14 protein-coding genes are annotated in these 13479 nt (G+C 63.4%); 13 read left to right on the top strand and 1 reads right to left on the bottom strand.

The window, feature by feature from the left end:
• Positions 1–54: 54 nt before the first annotated feature.
• The 7 genes from proC (at position 55) to QWU44_RS05120 (ending at position 5986) form a co-directional block, all read left to right on the top strand.
• Positions 55–903 carry a pyrroline-5-carboxylate reductase gene (gene proC / locus QWU44_RS05150; protein ID WP_370914622.1) on the top strand — a complete coding sequence of 283 codons (849 nt, stop codon included), beginning with the start codon at positions 55–57 and terminating at the stop codon, positions 901–903.
• 244 nt (positions 904–1147) lie between these two features.
• Complete coding sequence (locus tag QWU44_RS05145; protein WP_198735018.1) at positions 1148–1339, top strand: helix-turn-helix domain-containing protein; 192 nt, start codon at positions 1148–1150, stop codon at positions 1337–1339.
• A 339-nt stretch (positions 1340–1678) separates the two neighbouring features.
• Positions 1679–1780, top strand: a complete 102-nt coding sequence (locus QWU44_RS05140) for a 30S ribosomal protein bS22 (protein WP_003855542.1) — start codon at positions 1679–1681, stop codon at positions 1778–1780.
• Positions 1781–1987: 207 nt separating this feature from the next.
• Positions 1988–3043: a Fe2+-enterobactin ABC transporter substrate-binding protein gene (fepB, locus tag QWU44_RS05135; protein ID WP_370914621.1), complete on the top strand. Its 1056-nt coding sequence runs from the start codon at positions 1988–1990 to the stop codon at positions 3041–3043.
• Positions 3044–3165: 122 nt separating this feature from the next.
• The gene (locus tag QWU44_RS05130) at positions 3166–4134 is read left to right on the top strand and encodes a FecCD family ABC transporter permease (protein ID WP_370914620.1); all 969 of its coding nucleotides are present in this window, start codon (positions 3166–3168) and stop codon (positions 4132–4134) included.
• Positions 4131–5195 carry a FecCD family ABC transporter permease gene (locus tag QWU44_RS05125; RefSeq protein ID WP_370914619.1) on the top strand — a complete coding sequence of 355 codons (1065 nt, stop codon included), beginning with the start codon at positions 4131–4133 and terminating at the stop codon, positions 5193–5195. The genes QWU44_RS05130 and QWU44_RS05125 overlap by 4 nt, the downstream gene beginning before the upstream one ends.
• Complete coding sequence (locus QWU44_RS05120) at positions 5195–5986, top strand: ABC transporter ATP-binding protein (protein ID WP_370914618.1); 792 nt, start codon at positions 5195–5197, stop codon at positions 5984–5986. Before QWU44_RS05125 ends, QWU44_RS05120 begins: the two co-directional genes overlap by 1 nt.
• 10 nt (positions 5987–5996) lie before the next feature.
• On the opposite strand, the gene QWU44_RS05115 is transcribed toward QWU44_RS05120, so the two are convergent.
• A complete protein-coding gene (locus QWU44_RS05115) occupies positions 5997–7043 on the bottom strand; it encodes an HAD-IB family hydrolase (RefSeq protein WP_370914617.1) in 1047 nt (348 codons plus the stop codon).
• Between the two features lie 124 nt (positions 7044–7167).
• Here QWU44_RS05115 and QWU44_RS05110 point away from each other — a divergent pair, with 124 nt between their 5' ends.
• The 6 genes from QWU44_RS05110 (at position 7168) to hemB (ending at position 13403) form a co-directional block, all read left to right on the top strand.
• Positions 7168–7407 (top strand): glutaredoxin family protein, encoded by a 240-nt coding sequence (locus QWU44_RS05110; protein ID WP_370914616.1) that lies wholly within the window; start codon positions 7168–7170, stop codon positions 7405–7407.
• Between the two features lie 136 nt (positions 7408–7543).
• The gene (locus QWU44_RS05105) at positions 7544–8923 is read left to right on the top strand and encodes a glutamyl-tRNA reductase (protein ID WP_370914615.1); all 1380 of its coding nucleotides are present in this window, start codon (positions 7544–7546) and stop codon (positions 8921–8923) included.
• A 131-nt stretch (positions 8924–9054) separates the two neighbouring features.
• Complete coding sequence (gene hemC / locus QWU44_RS05100; RefSeq protein ID WP_370914614.1) at positions 9055–9966, top strand: hydroxymethylbilane synthase; 912 nt, start codon at positions 9055–9057, stop codon at positions 9964–9966.
• 2 nt (positions 9967–9968) lie between these two features.
• Positions 9969–10382, top strand: coding sequence for a hypothetical protein (locus tag QWU44_RS05095; protein WP_370914613.1), 414 nt, complete (start codon positions 9969–9971; stop codon positions 10380–10382).
• A 212-nt stretch (positions 10383–10594) separates the two neighbouring features.
• Positions 10595–12280 carry a uroporphyrinogen-III synthase gene (locus QWU44_RS05090; RefSeq protein ID WP_370914612.1) on the top strand — a complete coding sequence of 562 codons (1686 nt, stop codon included), beginning with the start codon at positions 10595–10597 and terminating at the stop codon, positions 12278–12280.
• Positions 12281–12377: 97 nt separating this feature from the next.
• Positions 12378–13403 carry a porphobilinogen synthase gene (gene hemB / locus QWU44_RS05085; protein ID WP_370914611.1) on the top strand — a complete coding sequence of 342 codons (1026 nt, stop codon included), beginning with the start codon at positions 12378–12380 and terminating at the stop codon, positions 13401–13403.
• Positions 13404–13479: the final 76 nt, after the last annotated feature.

The raw sequence follows: 13479 nt of genomic DNA, 5'->3' as shown, positions 1-13479 counted from the left end.
CGGATAAAACGGGGACTTCTGCGAACTCGGGGTGTTCATGGCATGGTGTAGGCCATGACGAAGATTGCTGTAATCGGTGGAGGAAAGATCGGGGAGGCCCTGATCTCAGGCCTCGTCAATGGTGGAATTTCTGCCAAGGACGTGCATGTGTCGAACCGGCGACCGGAGCGCGGCAAGGAACTCGGTGATGCCTACGGGGTCATTGATTTTACGGACAACCGACAGTCCATTGACGGTGTCGACATTGTTTTCCTCTGCGTGAAGCCGAAGGATGCTGTGGGAGTGCTCTCTGACCTTTCGGATGCGATCGACAACAATCCGGAGGACACCACGGTGATCTCACTGGCTGCTGGGGTGTCACTCAAATCCCTGGAGGATGTCGTGTCCGCGGGTACCCCGGTCGTGCGTGTCATGCCGAATACTCCGATGCTGGTAGGTCGGGGCATGTGTGCTGTGGCAGGGGGCCGTTTCGTCGGTGAAGACCAACTGAATCATGTCTGTGATCTGCTTGATACTGTCGGCGACGTCGTCATGGTCGAGGAATGTCAGATGGATGCCGTCACGGCAATGTCCGGCTCGTCTCCCGCCTACCTGTTCCTCGTCGCTGAAGCGATGATCGACGGTGGAGTGAACCTCGGACTCTCCAGAGAGCTGGCGTCCAAATTGGCGATTTCGACGTTGACTGGTGCAGCGCACATGATGCTTGAGGGAGATCTCGGGCCGTCGGAACTGCGTGCCAACGTCTGTTCGCCCGGTGGAACGACGATCGCCGCGGTACGGGCGTTGGAGGAAAGCGGTATTCGTGCGGCCTTCTACCGGGCGACGCAGGTATGTGCCCAGCGATCTGCGGAAATTGGCCGGATGAGCGCTGGTAAGTCCGGCGGGGTGGATGACGAGGACTGATTTTCCGGGGCTGTGTGGAGACTCCGGTTGGAGGGGACCGGTGAGAATTATTGGCACCGATACCGAGGGATCTTGCTGTTAGTGACGGCGTCTATCCCTGTGCGAGGTGGGACACGGATGGGGCCCCCGACCACTCATGTCGCAACAGTCACATGTTTCACGGTAGGCTTATCGAGGCACGTGCGTGACCGATCTGCGGGAGGGGAAGCCCGCAGCGCGCCACGGGCTGAAGGGTTGAAAGAATATGGCACATGAAGAAAACGGAACCTTTTTGACCGTTGCCGAGGTCGCGGAGATCATGCGCGTTTCCAAGATGACGGTTTATCGCCTGGTCCACTCCGGTGAACTGCCGGCGGTCCGGGTTGGGCGTTCGTTCCGCGTCCATGAAAAGGCAGTCAACGACTATCTCGATTCCTCCTACTACAACGTGGGTTGAGGGGTTGCTGTCACCGCTCTCATCCTGAGGGTGTTCCGGCCGCAGTGGTCTCGGTTATCCGGGCTGCTGCGGCCGGATTTTTTTGTGCTGACCGGCGGCGCCGGTATGATGGGGGTATTCGTGCCTGCGAACGTTTTCGGCGACCGCCGTTATGAAGCTGGTCGATCACGATCTGACGATGATGGCGGTGGTATCGCCGGAGTCCCCGGTCGATACGGTCGTTCCAATTGTTTCGGTGGTGTCCGGTGGGCTGAAAGTGCACTCGGTCCCCGTGACCGCACGCCGAAGACAGTGGGCAGGGTATGTACATACATCTACGAGCAAAAGCGAGGAAACCCCATGGGTTCTGTGATCAAGAAGCGCCGTAAGCGCATGTCGAAGAAGAAGCACCGCAAGATGCTCCGCCGCACCCGCGTTCAGCGTAGGAAACTCGGCAAGTAGGCTCAGGCCAGGATGACAGGCTCCATCCCCGTGATATCGGGGGTCGGGGCCTGTTTTTTGTGTCTTTATTCCGGAGGTCTTCCGACTGCATGGAGGTGTTCAAAGGGTTGCCCAGTCTAACGCAATGAGCCAGAGGAGGGTAAGGTTGCGGTCGTATGTCAAAGCCCTCCTCGGAGAGGGAAACCGAGTGGACTGGAGTCCGGACACATGACAATGACACACCTGCGCCGCCCCCATCGCCTTCGGCGGATCCTCCAAGTCGGGGCCACGACAGTGGTACTCGCTCTGGGACTCGCCGCCTGCAATTCATCGGTGGATGAATCCGGGAAAACCGAGGATTCCACTTCGGAGACCTCGATGTCTCAGGGTGCCACGGAAGAAGCGTGGCCCCGCACCGTCAATGCCGTGAACGGGGAGGTCGTGATCCCTGCCGAACCCGAGCGCATTGTCTCCACCTCCGTCACCCTGACCGGAAGTCTCCTGGCGATCGACGCACCCGTCGTCGCCTCCGGAGCTGGTCAGCCGGACACCCCCTTCTCCGATAGTCAGGGGTTCTTCAAGCAGTGGGCTGATGTCGCGGATGAGCGTGGTGTGAAGCCGCTGTACACCAAGGAACCCGATCTCGAAGCGATTCTCGCGGAGAAGCCCGACCTGATCCTCGTGGCCGCCACAGGCCGTGACTCAGCGGTCGATCTCGTGGAGCAGCTTTCCCCGGTGGTGCCCACCGTGGTGATCGATTACGGTGACAAAACCTGGGAGGACGTCACCCGTCAGCTCGGCGAGATCACCGGACGTGAGAAGGAAGCGGACAAGGCGCTCAGTGACTTCGATGCCCTCGTTTCGGAGGTTGCCGACGCCATCACCCTGCCTGAGCAGCCCGTCAATACGATGGTCTACCTGCCGGACGGCAAGGGCGCGAACGTATTTACTGATGAAGCTGCACAGAACCGGCTTCTGGCGTCCCTCGGCTTCGAGATTGCCCCGATCCCCGATTCGGTCAAGGGCAACGAGTCCAAGGGAAAGCGCAGCGACATCGTGAAGGTTTCCGGTGAGAATCTCCCGGTGGCCATGAACGGTGAGACCGTCTTGCTGGCCGCTGCTGCAGAACAACTCGTTCCCAAGGTTCTCGCGGATCCAGCGCTCGCAAATACCGCTGCCGTCCAGAATGAGCGGGTCTACGCTCTCGGTGCTGACACCTTCCGGCTGGACTACTTCTCGGCCACCGATATGGTCGAGCACATCCGGGAGCTCTTCGCCTCCTGATCTCCGGTATGCACTCCTCAACGACAACCCACGTTCCGCCCGCTCACCAGGATCACCCCGGTAGCGGGCGGTTCGTGCTGGTGATCTTCCTGCTCATCGGCGTTTTGCTAGGGAGTACGATGATGAGCCTCACAGTAGGTTCACGCGTGAACTCCATCGGCGAGGCACTGCACAGGGTGCCGGATGCGCTGAACTATCTCCTGGATGCAACGGTGTTACCGGGGGACGTCGATGAACTCACCGTGCTGATCGGAACATACCGACTGCCGCGTACGATCCTCGCGGTATTGTGTGGTGCAGCACTCGGGGCAGCGGGGGCCGTCATCCAGGGGCACACGAGGAACCCTCTCGCGGACCCGGGTGTCCTGGGCATCAACGCAGGGGCCGCCGCTGCGGTGGTCACCGTGATCGGGGCAGGCGTTGCGACGACCGCCTCCGGCTACGTTTATCCTGCGATGGCGGGATGTGCGGCCGTCACGATCCTCATCTTCCTGCTTTCCTCCGGTGGACCGACGGCCGCGAACCCGGTCACCGTCATTCTCGCGGGAGTCGCTGTCAGCGCGTTGCTCATGGCGTATGTGCATCTCATGGTGTTGTCCAGTGATTTGGTGTTGGACCAGATGCGGCTCTGGGCGACAGGATCACTCGCCGGACGCCGGATGGACGTGGTCACCGCCACAGCTCCGGTGATCTGTGTGGGACTCATACTTGCGCTCGGTCAGGCGCCGGGACTGAACCTCCTCGCTCTGGGCACGACGACGGCGGCGAGCCTCGGTCTGCCGGTCACTCGGGTCCGGATTCTGGGCCTCGCGACTGTGGCTCTCCTTGGTGGCGCGGCGACGGCGGCGGCGGGTCCGTTGTCCTTCGTCGGTCTCGCCGCACCACACATCATGCGTACCCTGGCTGGACCTGATTACCGGAAGATCATCCCGGGCTCGGCGATGGCGGGAGGCATACTGACGCTCTGGGCGGACATGGCTGGCCGCGTCATGGCCAGACCCGACGAGATGGCCATGGGAATCGTCCTTGCGCTGGTTGGAGTGCCCGTGTTCATCCTCCTGGTCCGGAGACGGACGGTGGTGGGGCTGTGACCGGTATCAGAGCAGTGCGCATCGGGCGGATATCCGTCGTCTGGCGGTTACGTCCGCTTCTCATCGGTGCGCTCCTCCTCGTCCTCGGAACAACCGTGTTCACCGTGGGACTCGGACTGGGAAGTTATCCTCTGGATCCTGCTGAGGTCTGGCGGATCCTTCTTGGCCGTGGAACGGAGATCGAGCGCACCATCGTCTGGGATCTGCGCCTGGGGCGGGCGGTTGTCGCCCTGCTCGTCGGCGCATGTCTCGGTTTTTCCGGGGCGCTCACTCAGACTCTGGCCCGTAATCCGCTCGCCAGTCCCGACATTCTCGGAGTGACCCACGGGGCGAGCTTCGCCGCTGTGAGTGTCATCGCTTTTGCCGGTACCGGAGGTGCCCTCGGTCACGGGACAAGCCTGCTGCTCGGTTCTATCGGAATGACGTTCACTGCAGTCATCGGGGCGCTCGGTACCGCTGTTCTGGTGTGGTTCCTGGTAGGTCGTGAGCGGAACAACATGTTGAGCCTCGTGCTGATCGGTGTCGCCGTGTCGATGTTTCTGGGCGCACTGAACACCTGGATCATCGCACGCACCACCCTAGAACGTGCGGCGGCCGCGCAGCTCTGGCTCACTGGCTCACTCAATGGCCGTGACTTCGCCCATGCTTGGGCACCCACGGTGGTTCTGCTGGTCGCGGTTCTCGCTGCGGGGTGGCTCGCCTTCGTTCTCGGGGCGCTTGCGCTGGGACCGGCGACGACGCACACACTAGGGCACCATGTCACGGTGGCGCAGGCGGCGCAGTTGGTGACAGCGGTGGTGCTCGCGGCGGTGGCGGTCAGTGCTGCGGGACCGATCGGCTTCGTCGCCTTTGTGACCCCCCAGATCGCCCGAATCGCAGCCGGCTCACCGACCCCGCCCCTCCTGTTGTCCGCGTTGACCGGAGCGGTAACGGTCGCGGCCGCGGATCTCGCCGCCCGGGCATTGCTTCCCTGGGAAGTCCCGGTCGGGATTGTGACGGCCCTCGCCGGTGCCCCGGTACTGCTCTGGATGATCATCTCCCTCAACCGGAAAGGACACTGATGCCTACCACCAGCGAACCCCGACTCCGGGTCCGTGGGCTGACCGCGGGCTACGGGAACACGGAGATCCTGCACGGCATCGACACCGACATCCCAGCGGGGCGGATCACCGCCTTGATCGGCCCGAACGGTTGCGGTAAATCGACACTTCTCTCGTGTTTCTCGACGCTCCTGCCATACGGTGGATCGGTCTTGCTCGATGATCGGGATCTTGGCTGCGTACCACGTCGAGAACGGGCACGATTGCTGGCTCTGCTGCCGCAGGCTCCGACGGCACCCGACGGGCTCACGGTGGCGCAGCTTGTCGCGAGGGGTAGGCATCCGCACCAGTCGTGGTGGAGTCAGTGGTCCACGCGGGATGAGGCGGAGGTCGGTCGTGCACTGGAGATCACCGGCGTCCGGGATCTCGCGGAGCGGACCCTAGATCAGCTTTCCGGTGGACAGCGGCAGCGGGTATGGATCGCGATGACTCTGGCGCAGGACACCCCGACGCTCCTGCTTGATGAGCCGACCACCTACCTGGATCTCGCACACAGTATCGATGTGCTCTCTCTCGTGCGTAGCCTGTGCGACGAAGCGGGCAAGACTATTGTCATGGTTCTGCATGACCTGAACCTCGCTGTACGTTACGCCGACCACCTGTTGGTGATGGGGGAAGGGAAGATCGCGGCGAGGGGGACACCGGGAGAGGTGATGAGTCCGGAGATGCTCCGTGACGTGTTCGGACTCAAGGCACGTATCGTTCCAGACCCGGTGACTGGTGGGCCGATGGTTGTTCCGGAGCTGGTGTGACGGTCGGTTCCTAGCGGCGCTTGGCCCATTTCCAGCCGGCGACGGTAAAACCTGCCCCGAAGAGAGCAGGAAGGCCGAATGTGCGCACCGCCTTGCGCAGACTGCGGTAGTCACGGATCTCCCAGCCCCGGGATCGTGCTTCCTTGCGGAGATCTGAATCCGGGTTGATGGCGACGGCGGTTCCCACCATCGACAGCATCGGGACGTCGTTGATACTGTCCGAATATGCGGCGCAGCGCTCCAGGTCCAGCCCCTCGACGGCGGCCAAGGCCGCGACGGCGTGGCGTTTACCGGGGCCGTGGAGGATGTCGCCGACGAGCCGGCCCGTGAATTTTCCGTCCTTCACTTCAGCGACGGTACCGAGTGCGCCGGTGAATCCGTAACGACGGGCGAGGATCTGCGCCAACTGCACGGGGGTGGCGGATACCAGCCACACCTGGTGCCCGGCCGCTAGGTGGGTTTCGGCGAGCTCCCGGGTTCCGGGCCAGATCTTCTCGGACATGTGGGTGTCCACGATCTCCTCGCACAGTTCCACCAGTTCCGACACCTCCCGTCCCCTGATGAACTCGAGTGCCTGCTGCCGCCCTTCCGCCACGTCCTCGGCGTTCTCGGAACCGGTGACACGGAATTTCACCTGCTTCCAGATGACGGGTAGGACCTCGCTGACCCTGAAGTAACGCTTCCGGGCCAGACCGAGTGCGAAAACGAGGATGGAAGCACCCTGGATGAGGGTGTTGTCGACGTCGAAAAAAGCGGCGGCACCTATGTCCTGCTGGATCGCGGGATCAGGTGTGTTGACGTGTTTGGACCCGGCGGCTTCGAAGGCCCCGGACACCGAGGCGATGCCGGAGGTGAAGTCCTCCAGATCGAGATCAAAGATTTGCGCGATGGCTGCGGCTGCAGCGGCCTCACCTGCGGCCCGCTGGGTGGACTCGTCGATGGGGGGTAAAGCGGTTTCCTCCAGGAACCTGCGGAGGTTACCTCGGGATGCGGACCAGCTCGCGAGGAAGTCCTCGGGGCTGCCCGGGATACTGTCATCTGGAATGGGAGTGCTCACGCGCGTCAGGTGCCTTTTCGTCAGTGGAGCGTGCAGTAACGTCTCCAATCGTAGGGCACCCGGCGACCGTGCCGGGTGCGGGACGAGATCGGGCGCCGGTGCCGGGATTCGGATGGAGGCGGAAATGGGCGAGCATATTGTGGAGCTGATGGTCCGTGAGGGATGCGGGTCATGTGTGCGTGTGGCGACACAAATCAGGCCTGTCGTGGGGGCAGCAGGGGGGGTGCTTTACCTGCGGGATGTCGATACCGACCCTGAACTGGCGATGGAGTACGGTGACCGGGTTCCTGTCGTGCTCATAGACGGTGAAGAGTTCGCTTGCTGGGAAGTGGACGATGACGAGTTAGCGCAGGCTTTGTTGTAGGAAATCGGGCGGCAGGTTACTTTTGAGCGAAGATGGCGCGGGGTGTACCGCGGGGTCAACCTTTTGATTGATGGCTAATTTAGTCAGGTTGATCCACCAGTGATGATGAAGCAGTGAAAGCGGTGAGGTCTACAGCATGAGCGTCCTCGTGGTCGGCATGTCGCACCGGTCGGCCCCTGTGGCTGTCCTCGAGAAGGTCAGCATGAATGACGCGGTTCGTGAGGAGGCGTCACGGGCCCTGATCCGGCGAGCGTCGCTCTCGGAGGCGATGATCGTCTCGACCTGCAACCGGGTCGAGATCTACTGTGTCACCAACAGTTTCCACACCGGGGTCAATGATGTGGTGGAGGTGCTTCACGCCATGTCCGGGGTGGACATGGCGGTTCTGCGTCGTTCCCTCTACGTCCGCTATGCTGACGCCGCCGCCGAGCACATGCTCGTTGTCACGGCAGGGCTCGACTCCATGGTTGTCGGTGAACAGCAGATCATCGGGCAGGTGCGGACCGCTTATTCGCACGCCCGCGAACTTGGTACCGCAGGCCCCACCCTTCACGCCCTGGCCCAGTGTGCGCTGCACACCGGTAAACGTGTGCACACCGAAACAGACATCGATGACGCAGGTGCGTCCATGGTTTCCTTCGCCTGCTCCGAGGCGATCCGGCAGATGGGGCTCGAGGGTGTCGAACGACCTCTCGAAGGAACAACCGCGATGGTTCTCGGTGCTGGCGTCATGGCGTCACTCGCGGCGACCCATCTGGGGCGTTTGGGTGTCGACGGCCTCGTCCTCGCGAACCGAACCCGGAGCCGTGCCGATGTGCTCTCCGAACACGCCCGCGAAGCGGGGGTATCGGCCCGGGCGATAGACTTCGGGGAGCGTGCCAGAGCCTTGTCTGAGGTCGATCTCGTCGTCTCAGCCACGGGAGCTGATACTTTCACGGTCACCCGGGGGGACGTGCCCGTGGGGCGGGAGCTCACTTTCGTGGACCTCTCCCTCCCCCGGGACATTGATGACGCGGTCGCGGAACTCCCCGGTGTTCGTCTGGTCAACATCGGGCGGTTGTATGAGGCGCGTCGTGACAGCGGTGATGACAGTCATGCGCAGGCGATGCGGATCGTGTCGGAGGAACTCGAATCCTACTCTTCCGCGCAGCGGATTCGTGATGTCGTCCCCGCGGTCGCGGCCCTGCGTCGACATGCCTCTGATCTGGTCAGGACGGAGATGGAACGCCTCGCGCAGCGGACCCCTACCATGTCTGACGCCGACCGCGAGGAAGTTGCCCGAACCGTTCGGCGCGTCGTGGACAAACTGTTGCACCAGCCGACTGTCCGAGTGAAAGAACTCGCAGCACATTCCGGGACCGTCTCCTACGAGTCTGCGCTACAGGAGCTCTTCGGGCTCAACCCACCGCAGTCGGCGCGTCCCGTCGCGGTCGCTGCGGTAGACCTGCCGGTGGGGGACATCAGCGCGATCACTTCCATCCGCGCCAGCGTCGCGGATACCATCGCGGGTGCCTGACCGGTTCCTCCACACCCCGGGCGTTACACCGGCGGTCGAAGGGCGCTAGAGTTCGAAGCGACGGCGTTCTACCCGCAGACGCCCCACGACCCGGTGGCGCCGGCCCGCGCCGCAGAAAGGCAGCCGCAGTCATGACCTTCCGCATCGGTACCCGTGGATCCCAGTTGGCTACCACGCAGGCAGGAACGATCCGCGATACGCTTATCTCCGCGGGCTTTGACGCCGAACTGACCATCATCTCCACACCGGGAGATCGTTCGCAGGCTCCTGTCGAACGCATCGGGGTCGGCGTGTTCACCCAGGCGCTGCGTGACGCCATGGCGGCAGGAGAGTGTGATCTGGCGGTGCACTCCTTCAAGGATCTGCCCACGGCTCCGGATCCCCGGTTCCGGCTCATCGTGCCCGTTCGCGCGGATTCCCGGGAAGCACTCATCGCTCGCGACGGTCTGACACTCAGTGAGCTCCCCGAGGGGGCACGCGTAGGCACCTCTGCTCCGCGGCGGGTGAGTCAACTCCGTGGCCTGCGCCCTGATCTGGACATCCAGCCGCTTCGCGGAAACATCGACACACGTATGGGGCACGTCTTTGACGGGCGTCTCGATGCTGTGGTTCTGGCCTACGCGGGGCTGGAACGCACGGGAATGGGTGAACGGGCCACCGAGGTCTTTTCCCCGGATGTCCTGTTGCCGGCGCCTGCACAGGGCGCACTGGCGGTGGAATGCCGGGAGTCTGACCCTGATGCGGTCGCCGCCATCGAGACGCTTTCCGACCCGGCTGCGTCGGCATGTGCAGCGGCTGAACGACGCATCCTCTCGAAGCTGGAGGCGGGGTGTACCGCCCCCGTCGCCAGTCACGCCACCATCGAGGACGGCCGTATCACCCTCACCGCCGGGGTGTTCGCCCTGGATGGGTCGACCAGGCTGGTGCTCTCCGGTGTCGCGGACGTGGCTGAGCATCTCAAACTCGGAGATGATCTGGCGCGACAGCTCCTCGACCGCGGTGCCGCTGACGTCATGGCGGACGCCGGAGAACGGGAGCACTGACCATGGTGCGCCTTGAACTCACCGATACGGCGCTCACCGTGCACTTGAAATGGTGGGAGAAAGCCGCAGCCAGGCGCAGTCACCTCACCGTTCCCAGGCGCGTGATCCTCGCGGCACGTCCACTGGACAATGCTGCGGCCGCGGTGGAGGGGTACGCCGGTTCGCAATTGTCGGGCACCTCCATCAGCGGCGTCACCCGGTCTGGAACGCTCACCGGGCCAGCAGCCCCGGGAAGCCCCGGATTCACCTCGACTTTCGCTGTCTGTCACGGTACTGAACCAGGTATAGAGATTCTGCTGGATCACCCGACCGTGCAGCGGATCGTCGTGGTTGTCGCGGATGCCGAGGAACTGGTCTCCAGACTCGACGTGAACTCGGTTCCCGCCCGTGCCCCCCGTAGTATGCGCTCCCCCTGAGAGTCTCGCCGGTTTTCAACGCCGCCGCCGATGCTTTATCGTTGTCCTGGTATGCGCTCAACACTCCCGGTCGGCTGACCGATCCGGGTACTCCGGGTGCTGTAGCCCCTCCGGGGCATCTGGCACCGAACCCGGACCCAGATTTTTGTCCGTCACGTGCGGCGTCCCACCGGGCCGCGCCCGAGAACCCAAGCCTTGAAGAAAAGACACACATGAGCATGGCCCAACCGGCCCCCGAGGCCCAGGAACCCGCGACGGGGAACGTCATCTTCGTCGGTGCTGGTCCTGGAAACCCCGACCTGCTGACCGTCCGCGCCCGTGAGGTACTCAGTCACACAGCCATCGCGTTGACCGATTCAGGGATACTCAGTGGTGTTCTCGAGATCATTGCCAGTGAATTGGCTGTCCCGCAGGCGAAGCTCGACGCCGCCGAGAAGGAGTACGCCCGCCAGTGTGCGGAAGCGAAAGAAGCCGGTGCGCGCCGTAAGCCGCCGCGGCCTCCCGCGCCGACCGCAGCGGAGATCACCGAGGTCTCGGATGCCGGGCCGGAAGATATCGCGAAGCTTCTCGCGGAAGGAGTTGCGGACGGCTCCGACGTGATCCGGCTTGTCGCGGGAAACCCGTTGACCAGTGATTCCGTCCTGGCGGAGATTAACGCGGTTGCCGCAGCCGGTCTGGAGTTCCAGGTTGTGCCCGGGATGTCCGTTCCTTCCACGGTTCCGGCCTTCGCCGGAATTGCGCTGGGTTCCACCTACACTGAGACGGACATCACCCGCGGTGATGTCGATTGGGGCCAGCTCGCGACGGCTCCACAGCCACTCGTGCTGCAGGCCACCCGGGAGCAGCTTTCGACGATCGCCGACGAACTTCTCGGACGTGGAATGTCCGCGCAGACACCCGTGTCCGTGACGGTGCACGGTACAACCCGGCTGCAGCGTACCCACGACACGACCCTATCCACCCTGGGAAAGTTGGATGCAGAACTGCCAGGGCAGCTCGTCGTGTCCCTCGGTACCTCCGTGGATGACCGCTCGAAGTATTCCTGGTGGGAGAACCGACCGCTCTACGGGTGGCGTGTTCTCGTGCCGCGTGCCAAGGAGCAGGCAGCCGCGATGTCGACCCGCCTCGCCACACACGGGGCGATTCCGCAGGAAGTACCTACGATCTCCGTGGAGCCGCCACGGAATCCCGCACAGATGGAACGTGCCGTCAAGGGCATCGTTGAGGGGCGCTACCAGTGGATCATTCTCACCTCGGTGAATGCGGTGAAGGCACTGTGGTCGAAGATGACTGAATTTGGCCTGGACGCCCGATCCTTCGCTGGTATCCGAATCGCAGCGGTCGGGCACAAGACGGCGGCGGCGATCCGTGACCTGGGGATCACCCCGGAGCTCACCCCGCGGGTCAACAACCAGAACGCGGCCGGTCTGGTTGAGGTGTTCCCCGACTACGACTCTGATCTCGACCCGGTGGGTCGGGTGCTGCTGCCGCGTGCGGACATCGCGACGGAAACCCTCGTTGAGGGACTCGTCGACCTAGGCTGGGAGGTTGATGACATCGTCGCGTATCGCACGGTTCGTGCGGCGCCTCCGAGCGCCGAGATCCGCGAGATGATCAAATCCGGTGGGTTCGATGCGGTCTGTTTCACCTCCTCGTCCACTGTGCGTAATCTCGTCGGTATCGCAGGTAAACCGCATCAGCGGACGATCATTGCCTGTATCGGTCCGATGGCTGCAGCGACGGCGACGGAACTCGGGCTAAGGGTCGACGTCCAGCCGGAGGTCGCGGGTGTCGCTGAACTCGTTGATGCCCTCGCTGCGCACGTGGCTGCCCTGCGCGCAGCCGGGCAACTCCCGCCGCCGCGCAAGAAGCGTCGGGCGCGGCGGACGACGTCCTGATTCCACGCACGGGGCCGTGCACGGCCGTCGGCGGGGGAGTAGGACGTTAAGTGAGTTCTTCTTCCGACACCCGATTCTTCCGAGAGGTCTATTTCCAGTGACTGCTTTCTCCCCGTCAGCGCGCTCCCGCAGTCTTGTTCGGCGACCGCGCCGGTTGCGTACCACCCCGGCGATGCGTGAGCTGGTTTCCGAGAACATGCTCCGGCCCGCGGATTTCATCCTGCCGATGTTCATCGCGGACGGTATCGACGAGCCCAACCCGATCAGTTCCATGCCTGGCGTCGTGCAGCACACCACCGATTCTCTTCTCGCGGCGGTGGAGCAGGCGCGTGCTGCGGGTATCCGCTGCATCGACCTGTTCGGTGTTCCGCTCCCCGGTGACAAGGACGCCACAGGTTCCGCGGCGTGGAGTGCGCACGGCGTACTGAACCGCGGCGTTGCGGCGGTCCGTGAACGTTTCGGCGACGAGATTCTCGTCATGGCGGACACCTGTCTCGACGAGTTCACCGATCATGGGCATTGCGGTGTTCTGACCGAGGATCCCTCGGGGCGGATGATCGTCGACAATGACGCCACCGTCGAGCTGTACCAGCAGATGGCCGTCTCCCAGGCGGAGGCCGGTGCGCACATCGTCAGTCCCTCCGGGATGATGGACGGCCAGGTCGCGGCCATCCGTGAAGCCCTCGATGACGCGGGGCACGGGGACGTGGCGATCATGGCGTACTCCGCGAAGTACGCGTCCGCCTTCTTCGGCCCGTTCCGTGAGGCCGTAGGTTCTTCCCTCGACGGTGACCGCCGAGCCTATCAGCAGGATCCCGCGAACTTCCGGGAATCACTCCTGGAGGTAGAACTCGACGTCGCAGAAGGTGCCGACTTCGTCATGGTGAAGCCTGCACTGCCTTATCTCGACGTTCTGCGTGCCGTCGCGGACAATTCTCCTGTCCCGGTCGCGGCCTATCAGGTGTCCGGTGAGTATGCGATGATCGCCGCTGCCGGCGCGAACGGCTGGGTCGATGCCGACGTGGTGATGATGGAGTCGTTGACCTCCATCAAGAGGGCGGGGGCGGACCAGATCCTGACCTACTTCGCGGTCGACGCGGCCCGTCGCCTGCATGAGGCATAGAATCCCGGAGTGGTGCGGCACGCACCCCGATCCGATGGCTCCTCCATCAGCCGCTACCGTGGAGGTTATGGCCCGG

This window comes from Corynebacterium sp. CCM 9203 (assembly GCF_041357675.1).
Taxonomy (GTDB): domain Bacteria; phylum Actinomycetota; class Actinomycetes; order Mycobacteriales; family Mycobacteriaceae; genus Corynebacterium.
This window is presented reverse-complemented; position numbering and strand designations above follow the sequence as displayed.

Excerpts from the sequence above, each read along its gene's own strand:
- proC (WP_370914622.1), top strand. The coding sequence starts at position 55 with ATGACGAAGATTGCTGTAATCGGTGGAGGAAAGATCGGGGAGGCCCTG.
- QWU44_RS05145 (WP_198735018.1), top strand. The coding sequence starts at position 1,148 with ATGGCACATGAAGAAAACGGAACCTTTTTGACCGTTGCCGAGGTCGCG.
- QWU44_RS05140 (WP_003855542.1), top strand. The coding sequence starts at position 1,679 with ATGGGTTCTGTGATCAAGAAGCGCCGTAAGCGCATGTCGAAGAAGAAG.
- fepB (WP_370914621.1), top strand. The coding sequence starts at position 1,988 with ATGACAATGACACACCTGCGCCGCCCCCATCGCCTTCGGCGGATCCTC.
- QWU44_RS05130 (WP_370914620.1), top strand. The coding sequence starts at position 3,166 with ATGAGCCTCACAGTAGGTTCACGCGTGAACTCCATCGGCGAGGCACTG.
- QWU44_RS05120 (WP_370914618.1), top strand. The coding sequence starts at position 5,195 with ATGCCTACCACCAGCGAACCCCGACTCCGGGTCCGTGGGCTGACCGCG.
- QWU44_RS05110 (WP_370914616.1), top strand. The coding sequence starts at position 7,168 with ATGGGCGAGCATATTGTGGAGCTGATGGTCCGTGAGGGATGCGGGTCA.
- QWU44_RS05105 (WP_370914615.1), top strand. The coding sequence starts at position 7,544 with ATGAGCGTCCTCGTGGTCGGCATGTCGCACCGGTCGGCCCCTGTGGCT.
- hemC (WP_370914614.1), top strand. The coding sequence starts at position 9,055 with ATGACCTTCCGCATCGGTACCCGTGGATCCCAGTTGGCTACCACGCAG.
- QWU44_RS05095 (WP_370914613.1), top strand. The coding sequence starts at position 9,969 with ATGGTGCGCCTTGAACTCACCGATACGGCGCTCACCGTGCACTTGAAA.
- QWU44_RS05090 (WP_370914612.1), top strand. The coding sequence starts at position 10,595 with ATGAGCATGGCCCAACCGGCCCCCGAGGCCCAGGAACCCGCGACGGGG.